Annotated in this window: 8 protein-coding genes, 2 tRNA genes and 3 rRNA genes; 8 read left to right on the top strand and 5 right to left on the bottom strand. The window is 42.3% G+C overall.

From position 1 onward, the window contains the following. Positions 1–171 precede the first annotated feature (171 nt). From purH to purD, 3 genes are all read left to right on the top strand, one after another. Positions 172–1,773 carry a bifunctional phosphoribosylaminoimidazolecarboxamide formyltransferase/IMP cyclohydrolase gene (purH, locus tag QUD79_RS15125; RefSeq protein ID WP_184424539.1) on the top strand — a complete coding sequence of 534 codons (1,602 nt, stop codon included), beginning with the start codon at positions 172–174 and terminating at the stop codon, positions 1,771–1,773. A 141-nt stretch (positions 1,774–1,914) separates the two neighbouring features. Continuing rightward, positions 1,915–2,724: a class I SAM-dependent methyltransferase gene (locus tag QUD79_RS15120; protein ID WP_184424538.1), complete on the top strand. Its 810-nt coding sequence runs from the start codon at positions 1,915–1,917 to the stop codon at positions 2,722–2,724. 69 nt (positions 2,725–2,793) lie between these two features. After that, positions 2,794–4,083 carry a phosphoribosylamine--glycine ligase gene (gene purD, locus QUD79_RS15115; protein ID WP_184424537.1) on the top strand — a complete coding sequence of 430 codons (1,290 nt, stop codon included), beginning with the start codon at positions 2,794–2,796 and terminating at the stop codon, positions 4,081–4,083. A 122-nt stretch (positions 4,084–4,205) separates the two neighbouring features. Here purD and QUD79_RS15110 read toward each other — a convergent pair whose 3' ends face one another. Beyond that, positions 4,206–4,880, bottom strand: a complete 675-nt coding sequence (locus tag QUD79_RS15110) for a hypothetical protein (RefSeq protein WP_184424536.1) — start codon at positions 4,878–4,880, stop codon at positions 4,206–4,208. Between the two features lie 832 nt (positions 4,881–5,712). Between QUD79_RS15110 and QUD79_RS15105 the strand changes: the two genes are divergently transcribed. From QUD79_RS15105 to rrf, 5 genes are all read left to right on the top strand, one after another. Continuing rightward, a 16S ribosomal RNA gene (locus tag QUD79_RS15105) occupies positions 5,713–7,255 on the top strand. A 115-nt stretch (positions 7,256–7,370) separates the two neighbouring features. Further along, positions 7,371–7,447: transfer RNA gene (locus QUD79_RS15100), tRNA-Ile, on the top strand. 128 nt (positions 7,448–7,575) lie between these two features. After that, a tRNA-Ala gene (locus QUD79_RS15095) sits at positions 7,576–7,651 on the top strand. A gap of 396 nt (positions 7,652–8,047) precedes the next feature. Further along, a 23S ribosomal RNA gene (locus tag QUD79_RS15090) occupies positions 8,048–11,043 on the top strand. Between the two features lie 224 nt (positions 11,044–11,267). After that, positions 11,268–11,382 (top strand): 5S ribosomal RNA (gene rrf, locus QUD79_RS15085). Together the 16S, 23S and 5S rRNA genes with 2 tRNA genes alongside form the textbook arrangement of a ribosomal RNA operon. Positions 11,383–11,699: 317 nt before the next feature. Here rrf and panC read toward each other — a convergent pair. From panC to pcnB, 4 genes are all read right to left on the bottom strand, one after another. Then, positions 11,700–12,551, bottom strand: a complete 852-nt coding sequence (panC, locus tag QUD79_RS15080) for a pantoate--beta-alanine ligase (RefSeq protein WP_184425955.1) — start codon at positions 12,549–12,551, stop codon at positions 11,700–11,702. 9 nt (positions 12,552–12,560) lie between these two features. Continuing rightward, entirely contained in the window at positions 12,561–13,355 is a 795-nt protein-coding gene (panB, locus tag QUD79_RS15075) for a 3-methyl-2-oxobutanoate hydroxymethyltransferase (RefSeq protein WP_184425953.1), read from the bottom strand. Between the two features lie 87 nt (positions 13,356–13,442). After that, the gene (folK, locus tag QUD79_RS15070; protein ID WP_184425952.1) at positions 13,443–13,937 is read right to left on the bottom strand and encodes a 2-amino-4-hydroxy-6-hydroxymethyldihydropteridine diphosphokinase; all 495 of its coding nucleotides are present in this window, start codon (positions 13,935–13,937) and stop codon (positions 13,443–13,445) included. Positions 13,938–13,941: 4 nt separating this feature from the next. Then, complete coding sequence (gene pcnB, locus QUD79_RS15065) at positions 13,942–15,324, bottom strand: polynucleotide adenylyltransferase PcnB (RefSeq protein ID WP_184425950.1); 1,383 nt, start codon at positions 15,322–15,324, stop codon at positions 13,942–13,944. Positions 15,325–15,386 lie beyond the last annotated feature (62 nt).

The following is a 15,386-nucleotide window of genomic DNA, read 5'->3' as shown; positions in this document are numbered from 1 at the left end:
TCTACTTTATACGCAGAAGAAACAGTCAAATACAAGGCATTTATTTTCATAACTAGTTGCTCTAATTATTAAATAAACAGCGTCGTAGTTGATTGTTTTAGCTAGTAGAAGTGATCATATAGTTGGTGAAATTGGTATAAATATACATTAATTATAGGTAAGCAAAACGTAATGGATACCCCTCGCCCGATCAAACGTGCACTATTAAGTGTTTCTGATAAAACTGGTATTGTCGATTTCGCCCGCAGTCTTGCACAAAAAGGTGTAGATATTTTATCTACCGGAGGCACGGCTAAGTTACTTGCTGATAATGGCATTAAAGTAACAGAAGTGTCTGATCACACAGGTCATCCTGAAATTATGGATGGTCGCGTAAAAACACTTCATCCAAAAGTTCATGGTGGTATTTTAGCGCGCCGTGGTACTGACGAAGCTGTGATGCAAGAACATAACATTGATGCAATCGATATGGTTGTGGTTAATTTGTATCCATTTGCCAATACAGTAGCAAAAGAAGGTTGTACATTAACTGATGCTATTGAAAATATTGATATCGGCGGCCCAACAATGGTGCGAGCTGCTGCTAAAAATCATAAAGACGTTACTATTATAGTGAATGCGCATGATTATAACCGTGTACTTGCAGAAATGAATAATAATAATGAATCATTAAGCTACAGTACGCGTTTTGATCTGGCTATTGCTGCTTTCGAACATACAGCTGCTTACGATGGCATGATTGCAAACTACTTTGGTCAAATGTTACCTGCCTATGGTAGCGATAATTTAGCACCAAATTTTGAAAATAAAAACAAGTTCCCACGTACCGTAAATAGTCAGTTTATTAAGAAACAAGACTTACGTTACGGTGAAAACTCACATCAAGCCGCTGCTTTTTATGTAGAACAATCACCGGAAGAAGCATCAGTTTCTACGGCTAACCAAATGCAAGGAAAAGCACTTTCATATAACAATATTGCTGATACAGATGCAGCATTAGAATGTGTTAAAGAATTTGATGAACCTGCTTGTGTTATTGTTAAACATGCAAATCCTTGTGGAGTTGCCATTGGAGATAACATTCTAGCCGCCTATGAATTAGCTTACAAAACGGATCCTACTTCAGCGTTTGGTGGCATTATTGCTTTTAACCGTGAATTAGATGCAGATACTGCTGAAGCCATTGTTTCACGTCAATTTGTTGAAGTGATTATTGCACCAAGTATTTCAGATGCGGCAGCGCAAATTGTTGCAGCTAAACCGAATGTGCGTTTATTAGAATGTGGACAATGGCATACACAAACAACAGGCTTAGACTATAAGCGTGTTAATGGTGGTTTGTTAATACAAGATCGCGATCAAGGTAAAGTGGCAGAGAACGATTTAAAAGTTGTTACCAAACGCAAACCCACAACAGATGAAATGCGTGACTTACAATTTTGTTGGAAGGTAGCGAAATATGTAAAATCAAACGCAATTGTGTATGTAAAAAATAGCATGACTATTGGGGTAGGTGCTGGCCAGATGAGTCGCGTGTACTCAGCTAAAGTTGCTGGTATAAAAGCAGCAGATGAAAACCTTGAAGTTAAAGGCTCTGTTATGGCTTCAGATGCGTTCTTCCCATTTCGTGATGGATTAGACGCCGCAGCAGAAGCTGGGATTACTGCTGTAATTCAGCCAGGTGGTTCAATGAGGGATGATGAAGTAATAGCCGCAGCAGATGAGCATAATATTGCAATGGTATTTACTGGAATGCGTCATTTCCGCCATTAATTGGATAACAAAGCAGTTTACTTGAAAGAGTTAGCTGCTTTTTTTTAATCTATGGTAGTATTTATCGTTTAATGAATACTTTTTTGAGAAAACTATTCAGTTAATATAAATCCCCTTAACGATAAAAACATGGAAAAACTTATGAACTCAATAAAGAAAATTCTTAGTGTAAGTGTCTTGTCTACTACTTTATTACTAACGGGCTGCATGACTACTGACAACTCAGTAGAATTAGATAATGCAATTAGTAGTAATCACCGTTCAGCTGCCAACAAAGCTAGAGATGAATTCCGTCATCCGAAGCAAACCCTAGAGTTTTTTGGGTTTCAGCCAGATATGACAGTAGTTGAACTTACCCCAGGTGGTGGTTGGTATACCGAAATATTAGCACCAGCGCTAAAAGGCTCTGGTAACTTATATGGTGCACATTATCCAGATACTGGTGAAGATAATTACTACAGTAATTCACGTAAAAGCCTAGTAAAAATGCTGGCGAGTAACCCTATCTATAGTGAAGTAGTGCTGACTGACTTTGTTCCTAAAAAAGAAAGTGAATTAGCCCCTAAAGGTACTGCCGATTTGGTACTTACTTTCCGCAATCTACATAACTGGGGCGAAGAAGGTATGCAACAAATGTTTAAAGATGCATATACAGCGCTTAAAAGTGGTGGTGTATTAGGTGTAGTGGAGCATAGAATGCCTGCCAGTCAAAGTTGGAAAGAAAATATGAAATCTGGCTATGTACCTGAAGCTTTAGTTATAGACTATGCAAAAGCAGCAGGTTTTAAACTAGCTGCTAGCAGTGACATTAATGCTAACCCTAAAGATACAGCGGATCACCCAAGAGGCGTTTGGACTTTACCACCAAGTCTCGCGTTAAAGGAACAAGATAAAGAAAAGTATTTAGCGATAGGTGAAAGTGATCGCATGACGTTGAAGTTTGTAAAATAGAATCAATCTAGATCACGCGGTAATATTATTTATTGCGTGATCAGCTTTTAAATTTTAGGAAATTAGTTAATGAATGTTTTAGTTATTGGTAGTGGTGGACGTGAACACGCACTTGCATGGAAAGCTGCTCAGTCGAGTAATGTTATTAAAGTGTTTGTTGCCCCAGGTAATGCTGGCACCTTATCCGAACCAAAATTAGAAAATGTTGCAATTAGTGTTGGTGATACGGCTGCTTTAGTGGTTTTCGCCAAAAATAATAATGTTGGGCTTACTATTGTTGGGCCAGAGCAGCCATTAGTTGATGGTATTGTTGATGCATTTCAAAGTGAAGGGTTAATGATCTTTGGACCTAGTGCTAAGGCGGCTCAGCTTGAAGGCTCTAAAGCATTTACTAAAGATTTTTTAGCGCGTAATAAAATTCCTACAGGTTGGTATCAAAACTTTACCGAAATAGAACCCGCATTAGCTTATGTGCGTGAAAAAGGCGCACCAATTGTGGTCAAAGCCGATGGCTTAGCTGCAGGTAAAGGTGTTATTGTAGCGATGACATTAACTGAAGCTGAAGACGCTATTAAAGATATGTTAGCGGGTAATGCCTTTGGTGATGCAGGGCACCGCGTAGTGATTGAAGAGTTTTTAGATGGTGAGGAAGCAAGTTTTATTGTGATGGTTGATGGTAAAAATGTTTTACCTTTTGCCACCAGCCAAGATCATAAACGTGCTTACAACGGAGATAGAGGTCCTAATACCGGTGGAATGGGTGCATATTCACCAGCACCAGTAGTTACAGCAGAAATCCATCAACGCATAATGGAAGAAGTTATCTATCCAACAGTTAATGGCATGGCGAAAGAAAATGCGCCATATACAGGTTTCTTGTATGCCGGCCTAATGATAGACGCAGATGGAACACCTAAAGTTATTGAGTATAACTGTCGTTTTGGTGATCCAGAAACACAACCTATTATGATGCGCTTACAATCAGATATTGTTGAGCTGTGTCAGCTTGCATGTAATGGCAACTTGGACCAAGCAACAATTGAATTTGACGAACGTGCTGCAGTAGGTGTTGTTTTAGCTGCGGGTGGTTACCCTGCTGAGTATAGTAAAGGAGATATCATCAGTGGTTTATCAACAAATGACCTTGCTGATCGAAAAATTTTCCATGCAGGCACAGCGATAAAAGATGAGCAAGTGGTTACTGCCGGTGGGCGTGTTTTATGCGCTACAGCTTTAGGAACTAGTGTGACCGAAGCACAAAAAGCTGCTTATCAATTATTAAACCAAATCAGTTGGAAAGGGCTAGAATTTCGTACAGATATAGCTTATCGAGCGATTGAGCGTGAACAGCAAAGGTAAAAGATAAACACACCGAACTTATTGAAGATAAGTATTTGTTTAAAAAAGAGCCTTAATAATAATATTGTTAAGGCTCTTTTTAGTAATCGCTCTAAAGTAGCTGTAGTATGTCTGAAAGTTTATTAATGCTCTTTAGCCAACAGTTCTTTAGTGGTACCGCCTGCTATCGCGGCTTCAATAGCTGAACCTTCGTGTAAACCGGCTTCAATTGCAGAAGCAACAATTTTTCTGGCCTCTGTATCAGTACTATTATTTACAGCCATTTCTACAACTTCTTCACCTCTAGTCGGGAATAAATTAATTGCATCGTTAACAAATAACGAGACTTGCTCCGGCAGAGCTTTTATAGCACCAGAAAGAATTTCCAATACTTTATTTGGAAAAGAGCTTAAAGAGTTTTGTACTACAGAATCAGATAATAGAGGTTCAGTATTAATAGCAACATGAACGATCGCTTCAGTATTATCAGGGCTGTAGAGCATAGCAATATTAACAATCTCTTGGGCATAAGCGGGCTCAGCTTCAACAGCTAAAGCAACTAATTCAAGTGGATCTGCGATATTTTCTTTAAGTAATATTTCAAGAACTTCACAAGCTAATACAGGCTCAGCTCTCATAGCACCAGCGAGTATCTCCTTATAACGTTCAGGATACAGAGCTAATGAAGCATGTATAACAGAATCTACCTGTTCGGGATATCGGGCAAGAATAGCACTGACACTTTTCTCTAAAGAAATTTGTTGATTTACCTGTTGGCTTAATAACTGTGTAATTAACTTATCCTGTCTTTTATCCACGCTACCTTGCGCATAACAACATATATTTACTCCAACAAGTAGCAACAAAACAATTAATTTATTCATTATTATTGTTCTCACATCTTATATTGATGTTGCTTATTGTTGTGAATAGGAAACCTATCTGAGAATTAATATAAAGTATATTCACTCGTAAATCTCCTGTCTTTATATACAGAGGATCAATAAAGGATCCTAACTGTTAGGCTAATAAACTCGCGTTTAGTTCAATAACTGTCCAAACAAACAAAAAAGTGAAAAAAGATCTTGATCCTTTTGATGAAGTCGCTAGAATGCGCTCCACTTCTTCAGGGGAACTTGAGAAGGACGAAGTAATGGAAAATACGACGTTCACTTAAATAGGATGACCAAGTGAGAGTTTTAACAGGTTTACTAAGCGCTTTAGCTTCTTAAACGGTTAACTAAGGTTTAAAAATGTTTTGATAAATTTAAAAACTTTTTAAAAAACCTGTTGACATTAAAATTCAAATGCGTAGAATGCGCATCTCGCTTAAGGCAAGGCCTACAGCGATAAAGTTAAACGAATGAGCTTTAACTTTCCTTCCACTTCTTGTAAGTCGAAGAATTTCTTTAACAATTAGTTATCATGCAATTTGTGTGGGCACTCACATTGATGTTGATTTTACCAGCTACTTAGGTAGCAAAAACAGCGCAATGAAGAAGTCACACAAATAAGTATTAATTTTCTCTCCTTTTATTAGGAAAGAATAATTAGTACGTTTTATGTAGTTATTCACTTCGGTGAATAACACGACAGAATTCATTGAGCAGCGAGCCTTTACTTAGGTAGAGGAGCGCACAAACGATTTTTTAATTGAAGAGTTTGATCATGGCTCAGATTGAACGCTGGCGGCAGGCTTAACACATGCAAGTCGAGCGGTAACAGAGATAGCTTGCTATCTGCTGACGAGCGGCGGACGGGTGAGTAATGCTTGGGAATATGCCTTTAGGTGGGGGACAACAGTTGGAAACGACTGCTAATACCGCATAATGTCTACGGACCAAAGGAGGGGATGCTTCGGCACCTTTCGCCTTTAGATTAGCCCAAGTGAGATTAGCTAGATGGTAAGGTAAAGGCTTACCATGGCGACGATCTCTAGCTGGTTTGAGAGGATGATCAGCCACACTGGGACTGAGACACGGCCCAGACTCCTACGGGAGGCAGCAGTGGGGAATATTGCACAATGGGGGAAACCCTGATGCAGCCATGCCGCGTGTGTGAAGAAGGCCTTCGGGTTGTAAAGCACTTTCAGTTGTGAGGAAAGGTGTAAGGTTAATACCCTTGCACTGTGACGTTAGCAACAGAAGAAGCACCGGCTAACTCCGTGCCAGCAGCCGCGGTAATACGGAGGGTGCGAGCGTTAATCGGAATTACTGGGCGTAAAGCGTGCGTAGGCGGTTAATTAAGTCAGATGTGAAATCCCGGGGCTCAACCTCGGAACTGCATTTGAAACTGGTTAGCTAGAGTACTGTAGAGGGTGGTGGAATTTCCAGTGTAGCGGTGAAATGCGTAGAGATTGGAAGGAACATCAGTGGCGAAGGCGGCCACCTGGACAGATACTGACGCTGAGGCACGAAAGCGTGGGGAGCAAACAGGATTAGATACCCTGGTAGTCCACGCCGTAAACGATGTCAACTAGCTGTCTGTGGACTTGATCTGTGGGTAGCGTAGCTAACGCGCTAAGTTGACCGCCTGGGGAGTACGGCCGCAAGGTTAAAACTCAAATGAATTGACGGGGGCCCGCACAAGCGGTGGAGCATGTGGTTTAATTCGATGCAACGCGAAGAACCTTACCATCCCTTGACATCCACAGAAATTTCTAGAGATAGATTTGTGCCTTCGGGAACTGTGAGACAGGTGCTGCATGGCTGTCGTCAGCTCGTGTTGTGAAATGTTGGGTTAAGTCCCGCAACGAGCGCAACCCCTATCCTTATTTGCCAGCGAGTTAAGTCGGGAACTTTAAGGAGACTGCCGGTGATAAACCGGAGGAAGGTGGGGACGACGTCAAGTCATCATGGCCCTTACGGGATGGGCTACACACGTGCTACAATGGCGTATACAGAGTGCTGCAATACCGCGAGGTGGAGCGAATCACACAAAGTACGTCGTAGTCCGGATCGGAGTCTGCAACTCGACTCCGTGAAGTCGGAATCGCTAGTAATCGTAGATCAGAATGCTACGGTGAATACGTTCCCGGGCCTTGTACACACCGCCCGTCACACCATGGGAGTGGGTTGCAAAAGAAGTGGCTAGTTTAACCTTCGGGAGGACGGTCACCACTTTGTGATTCATGACTGGGGTGAAGTCGTAACAAGGTAACCCTAGGGGAACCTGGGGTTGGATCACCTCCTTATCTTGAAGTAAAACGGCTCAATGGAAATGCTTGCATTTCAGAGTGTCTACACAAATTGCAATGATAACTAAAGTAAAGAAGAAGTCCTAACATGTAAGCTTCGGGCAATTTATATAGGTCTGTAGCTCAGCTGGTTAGAGCGCACCCCTGATAAGGGTGAGGTCGGCAGTTCAAGTCTGCCCAGACCTACCAAATTACGCGAGATACTGCGTTGAATAAACACTCATGTGCGCGTTGCACACGTCGTATTTATTCGCCTTGTCTATCACGTAATTGAAGTTGCTTTAATAACATGTTACCCACTCTCTTTGAGTAAAAGAGGGGCTATAGCTCAGCTGGGAGAGCGCCTGCCTTGCACGCAGGAGGTCAGCAGTTCGATCCTGCTTAGCTCCACCACTTCTTCTAAAGGAAATAGAAACCAAACTTAAGGTATTCAGATGAATAGATTACGTTTGGTTTTTTAAACCACGGGTTAGGCGAATGCGTCCTAAAACGAACTCTTTAACAATTTGGAAAGCTGATATAAATACCGGTATTTATCAGGCAAATGGCGTGTCGCGCGCTCAAATGCATAATGATAACTACCCACAGCGAGTCAGATGATTTTATCGGTCATCGAACGAGCTGGTTAAGAGATAACTTGTTATCTGTTAACGAAAAATCTAATTCAAGTAACTCCATTATGACTACTTAGCAATAAGTACCATAACGAGTACGTGAAAATGTCAGACATACATTCAGTCTTGGTCTTGTCATCAAGACACCACAATAGGAAACTATTTGGGGTTGTATGGTTAAGTGACTAAGCGTATATGGTGGATGCCTTGGCAGTTAGAGGCGATGAAGGACGTGTTAATCTGCGAAAAGCTCAGTTAAGGTGATAAAAACCGTTACAGACTGAGATATCCGAATGGGGAAACCCACTTGCATAAGCAAGTATCTTTGCGTGAATACATAGCGTAAAGAGGCGAACCGGGAGAACTGAAACATCTAAGTACCCCGAGGAAAAGAAATCAACCGAGATTTCCTTAGTAGCGGCGAGCGAACGGGAATTAGCCCTTAAGTGGTTTGTAAATTAGTGGAATGCTCTGGAAAGGGCAGCGATACAGGGTGATAGCCCCGTACACGAAAATAAACTTATCATGAAATCGAGTAGGTCGGCACACGTGAAACGTTGACTGAACATGGGGGGACCATCCTCCAAGGCTAAATACTCCTAACTGACCGATAGTGAACCAGTACCGTGAGGGAAAGGCGAAAAGAACCCCTGTGAGGGGAGTGAAATAGAACCTGAAACCGTATACGTACAAGCAGTGGAAGCCCTTCGGGGTGACTGCGTACCTTTTGTATAATGGGTCAGCGACTTATATTTTGTAGCAAGGTTAACCGAATAGGGGAGCCGTAGCGAAAGCGAGTGTTAACTGCGCGTTTAGTTGCAAGGTATAGACCCGAAACCCGGCGATCTACCCATGGGCAGGTTGAAGGTTGAGTAACATCAACTGGAGGACCGAACACACGTATGTTGAAAAATGCGGTGATGACTTGTGGGTCGGAGTGAAAGGCTAATCAAGCCGGGAGATAGCTGGTTCTCCCCGAAATCTATTTAGGTAGAGCCTCGCACGAACACCATTGGGGGTAGAGCACTGTTAAGGCTAGGGGGTCATCCCGACTTACCAACCCTTTGCAAACTCCGAATACCAATGAGTGATATGCGGGAGACACACTGCGGGTGCTAACGTCCGTTGTGAAGAGGGAAACAACCCAGACCGCCAGCTAAGGTCCCAAAGTCATAGTTAAGTGGGAAACGATGTGGAAAGGCATAGACAGCTAGGAGGTTGGCTTAGAAGCAGCCATCCTTTAAAGAAAGCGTAATAGCTCACTAGTCGAGTCGGTCTGCGCGGAAGATGTAACGGGGCTAAACTATGCACCGAAGCTGCGGATTAGGACGTATCACTTAAGCTATTTAAGACTAACGTTTTTCTCATTGTTTTAGAGAAGAAAAACGGTCAAGCTCACCCGAACGTTGAGTTGGGAAGCGAAGTCAACAGATACCTTAAGGATACGTCCTAGTGGTAGGGGAGCGTTCTGTAAGCCGTTGAAGGTGAGTTGTAAAGCTTGCTGGAGGTATCAGAAGTGCGAATGCTGACATGAGTAACGATAAGGGGAGTGAAAAACTCCCCCGCCGAAAGACCAAGGTTTCCTGTCCCATGTTAATCAGGGCAGGGTAAGTCGGCCCCTAAGGCGAGACCGAAAGGTGTAGTCGATGGGAAACAGATTAATATTTCTGTACTTCTATATATTGCGAAGGAGGGACGGAGTAGGCTAGGTGAGCACGGCGTTGGTAGTCCGTGTGAAAGTATGTAGGCTGGAAACTTAGGTAAATCCGGGTATCCTTAAGGCTGAGATACGAGACGAGTGTCCAAGGACACGAAGTCATTGATGCCATGCTTCCAGGAAAAGCTTCTAAGCGTCAGATATATAGGAACCGTACCCCAAACCGACACAGGTGGTTAGGTAGAGAATACTAAGGCGCTTGAGAGAACTCGGGTGAAGGAACTAGGCAAAATAGTACCGTAACTTCGGGAGAAGGTACGCTCTCTAATGTGAAGCACTTGCTGCGTAAGCATCGGAGAGTCGAAGTAACCAGGTGGCTGGAACTGTTTATTAAAAACACAGCACTGTGCAAAATCGAAAGATGACGTATACGGTGTGACGCCTGCCCGGTGCCGGAAGGTTAATTGATTGGGTTAGCTTCGGCGAAGCTCATGATCGAAGCCCCGGTAAACGGCGGCCGTAACTATAACGGTCCTAAGGTAGCGAAATTCCTTGTCGGGTAAGTTCCGACCTGCACGAATGGCGTAATCATGGCCACACTGTCTCCACCCGAGACTCAGTGAAATTGAATTTGCGGTTAAGATGCCGTATACCCGCGGCTAGACGGAAAGACCCCGTGAACCTTTACTATAGCTTGACAGTGAACATTGCTCCTACATGTGTAGGATAGGTGGGAGGCTTTGAAACCGCGTCGCTAGATGCGGTGGAGCCAACCTTGAAATACCACCCTTGTATGCGTGATGTTCTAACCTAGGGCCCTTATCGGGCTTGGGGACACTGTCTGGTGGGTAGTTTGACTGGGGCGGTCTCCTCCTAAAGAGTAACGGAGGAGCACGAAGGTTGGCTAAGTATGGTCGGACATCATACGGTTAGTGCAATGGCATAAGCCAGCTTAACTGCGAGACAGACACGTCGAGCAGGTACGAAAGTAGGTCATAGTGATCCGGTGGTTCTGTATGGAAGGGCCATCGCTCAACGGATAAAAGGTACTCCGGGGATAACAGGCTGATACCGCCCAAGAGTTCATATCGACGGCGGTGTTTGGCACCTCGATGTCGGCTCATCACATCCTGGGGCTGAAGTCGGTCCCAAGGGTATGGCTGTTCGCCATTTAAAGTGGTACGCGAGCTGGGTTTAGAACGTCGTGAGACAGTTCGGTCCCTATCTGCCGTGGGCGTTTGAGAATTGAAGAGGGCTGCTCCTAGTACGAGAGGACCGGAGTGGACGAACCACTGGTGTTCGGGTTGTCATGCCAATGGCATTGCCCGGTAGCTACGTTCGGAACTGATAACCGCTGAAAGCATCTAAGCGGGAAGCAGGCTTTGAGATGAGTTCTCACTGGAGCTTTAAGCTCCCTAAAGGGTCGTTGGAGACTACAACGTTGATAGGTTGGGTGTGGAAGTGCTGCGAGGCATTGAGCTAACCAATACTAATTACCCGTGAGGCTTAACCATACAACACCCAAATAGTTTTGCGTGCTCGATAGAGACGTAAACGGGTTGTTTGTTTGACGAGTGCGATAAGCACAAATCACGTACTCAGTAGTGAGTTAGAGTGAATTAGATTGAATAACACGTATTTATAAAGCTTTCCGAATTAATTTGTAGATGGAGATACGTCGCTCCTAGCCATCCATGGCTTCGCGACATAAGTACATCCATGTACAAAACGTTTTTTGTCTAGCGACAATAGCACTGTGGTACCACCTGATCCCTTTCCGAACTCAGAAGTGAAACGCAGTAGCGCCGATGGTAGTGTGGGAGTTCCCATGTGAGAGTAGGACATTGCTAGACTTCTCTTTAAAAAAGCCCGATTCGAAAGAGTCGGGCTTTTTGCTTTGTGTGAAACGCAGTAGCGGCGGATGGTATAGCGTGTGGGTGTTCTTCTTTTTATGTGAGAGTAGGACTTGCTAGATTTCTCTTTAGGTCGCTCCTTGCCATCCATGCACGTCAAAAGCCCGATCCGAAAGAATCGGGCTTTTTGCTTTGTGGGAGGTGGACACTACCAAACTGCCATTTATACTAATTTGGATTAACCTTCTTTAAAGTTAGTAGTTATGTAATGACATTGCAAAGTGAGCCAGTTAAAAGACCTGTAAGACATTTTATGGCTACTTTTCTAGGCTAATTAGCAAGTTGTCAATTAAGCGAGCTTTACCGCAGTGTGCGGCTGCTAGTATCACCAATTCGGTGTCTTTCTTTTGTGCTGGCTGTAGAGTTTTTGCTTGGCAGATATGGATATAATCAGTTTTTAATCCTGCTTTATTCATTTGCTCTTCAGCTTGCTTAGCTAAATTAATATAATCAGAGCTTGTTTTTATTTGTTCAGCTAACCAGCGTATGTTTATGCTTAAAGCTGGTGCTATTTCTTTATCAATGTCACTTAAGTAACTGTTACGAGAACTTAGCGCAAGACCATTTTGTTCTCTTACTGTTTCAACAGGAATTATCGATATCGGCATGGAGAGGTCTTCAACCATAGTTTTAATAACTTGCAATTGTTGATAATCTTTTAAACCAAAGCATGCAACGTCTGGTTGAACGATGTTGAAAAGTTTACAAACTACTGTAGCTACCCCTCGAAAGTGTCCTGGTCTACTCTGACTACAATACCCTTGTGAAACGCTAGGTACTTCAATATAACTTTGTTGACTAAGCCCTTTTGGGTAAATGGTTGATGGCGATGGAGTAAAAAGTAAATTTGTACCAGCTTGTTTGAGTTTTTCTTGGTCGTTTGCCATGGTTCTTGGATAGTTATCAATATCTTCGCTTTCACCAAACTGCATTGGGTTTACGAAAATACTGGCAACTATTCTATCTGCATTTTTTTGAGCCGCGTTGATCAATGCTATATGGCCTGCGTGTAAGTTACCCATAGTAGGAACAAAAGCAACGGTTAAGCCTTGCTTGCGCCAATTACTAATTTGCTGACGTACTTCAGCTATTTCGCTCGTTGTTTTCATTTTTTATCACTAATTAAAAATGTGTTCATTACCAGGAAAGTTACCATTACTTACCTCACTTATATAAAGCTCTACGGCTTTTTTAATATCACCCGTATCGATTAGAAAGTTACGTGAAAACTTAGGCATGTAGCTACAAGATATTCCTAATGCGTCGTGCATTACTAAAATTTGCCCATCTGTTTCTTTACCAGCTCCAATACCAATAGTTGGTATTGATACCGCTTCAGAGATAGCCTTACCTAATTTAGAGGGAATACATTCTAATACTAACAGCTGGGCACCAGCTTCTTCTAGTAGTCTAGCATGAGCGATCATTTCATCCGCCTGGCTTTTTTCACGCCCCTGCACTTTAAAGCCACCGAATACATTAACAGACTGAGGTGTTAAACCGAGGTGAGCGCAGACAGGTATTCCACGCTCCACTAGTCCTTTTATAGTATCTACTAACCATTCACCGCCTTCTAGCTTTACCATGCTAGCACCAGCTTGCATTAGCTTAGCTGCATTGCTGTATGCCTGCTCTTTAGTTGCGTAACTCATAAAGGGCATGTCGCTGATAATTAATGTTTTAGTAACACCTCGATTGACACACTGCGTGTGATAAACCATGTGCTCAATATTTACTGGCAAAGTGTCTTCTTGGCCTTGCAAGACCATGCCAAGTGAGTCACCGATAAGTATTGCATGTATGCCTGCTTGATCAAATATTTTTGCGAAACTTGCATCATATGCGGTAATGGTTGAAATTTTATCACCATCTTGTTTCATTTTTCGTAATGTTGCAGTTGTTATCTTTTTCATCACACTTCCACTAGTTTCAGATCAAGTATTGAGTTCATAGGGGCTAAATTATAGGGCATGTTAACCTGTTATTGTAACTGAGTGAAATCAATCGCGCAGCTTGCTATGTACGTTAAGACCATTAATATCGATTATGCTCGCAAGTAATGAGATTGATGTGCCATCAGGTAATTTAAGATCAGGAGCTATCTCAACTAAAGGAATTAAAACAAATTCTCTTAAATGTAAACCATAATGCGGAACAGTAAGCCTCTCATTATTAATGGTTTGTTCGCCAAATAAAAGGATATCGAGATCAATAATTCGTGCACCCCAGTGTTCACCTTTACGTTCTCGACCTGCATTTTTTTCTATAGTTTGAAGATGTTCAAGTAATTGCAATGGCGTTAATTGAGTTTCAAGAGCTACCACTGCATTCATATAATCAGGTTGGTCTTGCGGCCCCATGGGGCGACTAAAATAAAGTGAAGAAACTGCATTAAGTTTACTTTGTTTGATGTTTTCAAGCGCAGTTATCGCATTACTAATTTGTAGCTTCGGGTTCGATAAGTTACTACCTAGACCAATATAAACCAGTGCCATAATGTTACTCTGATGTACCTGTTGCGGGATTACTTTGTTTAGGCTTACGCTTTTTGCGAAGTGAGCGCTTAGCACCAGTAGGTTTAGGTAAAGACTTAACCATGAGTTGCTGTGTGTCATAGTTGCTATCTTGAAAGTCAGTCCACCATTGTGCAAGCTTTGTTAGTTCTGGTTTGTCTTGTTCAATAACAGAACGGAGTAACAAGAAGTCGTAACCTGCTCTAAACTTTATGTGTTCGAGTGTTTTAAACGCTTTTTTACCTTCACGGCGTTCTAGCTTCTCTTGAAGTATCCAAATGTCTTTCATCACAGCTTGAAAACGTTTAGGGATTGCTATGCTTCGTTGTTGTTCAGACATCACTTCATGGTAAGCGGCAAAGAATGCATCTTGTGCTGAAAGGGGCGCTGTTGACTTTAATTGTAGTATTTGTTTTTGTAATGGGTACCAAAGCAACGCAGCAAATATAAATGCAGGAGTTACGCGTTTGTCGCTATTTATTCGCGTGTCTGTATTTGCTAACGAAGTAGTAATAAATGTAGACAAGTAGGGAAACTCATTAACCTCAAGAGCTTGGTCTACAGTTGGGAAAAAATAAGCAAAAAGCTGATACTCACGTAACTGTTTAAAATTGACTAAGGCTTTACCTGATAAAAATAGTTTATTGAACTCTTCAAACATTCGCGCAGGAGGGATATTTGCAAGAAGTGGCGCTAAAGTTTTAATTGGCTTTTCGGTTTCAGCGCTAATTTTCATATCAAGTTTGGTTGCAAACCGTATTGCTCTTAGCATTCTTACAGGGTCTTCTCGGTAACGAGTTTCAGGATCACCAATTAAACGAATCTTACGATCGTTGATATCTGAAATACCGTTGGCAAAGTCATGAACAGTGAAATCTTTAGCACTGTAATAGAGGGCGTTTATGGTGAAGTCTCTACGTTCTGCGTCATCTTCGATTGAACCATAAATATTATCACGTAATAGCATGCCATCTTCATTTTGTTTTGATGTTTTTTGACATTGCTGCTGCTTTTCTGTCGCGCTGTCATGATGGCCTCTGAATGTGGCAACTTCAATAACATCTCGACCAAACACAATATGTGCTAAACGAAAGCGGCGGCCGATGAGTCGGCAGTTTCGAAATAAATGTTTAATCTGTTCGGGAGTAGCATTGGTTGCTATATCAAAATCTTTTGGTGTAATGCCAAGTAAAATATCACGAACACCACCACCCACTAAATAAGCATCAAAGCCGGCACTATTTAGGCGATGCAATACTTTAAGGGCATTAGTACTGATAAATTTACGAGAAACTGGATGCTGATCGCGGGTTAACACATTAAGAGTATTACTACCCTTGGAGCTTTTTGTATTGCTATTTGCGAACATTTTTTTACACAGATTGATGACTTTTTTAATAATGTTACCCTTGACAGACACTGTTTTATTGC

The organism is Thalassotalea piscium, from assembly GCF_030295935.1.
GTDB classification, from domain to species: domain Bacteria; phylum Pseudomonadota; class Gammaproteobacteria; order Enterobacterales; family Alteromonadaceae; genus Thalassotalea_B; species Thalassotalea_B piscium.
This window is presented reverse-complemented; position numbering and strand designations above follow the sequence as displayed.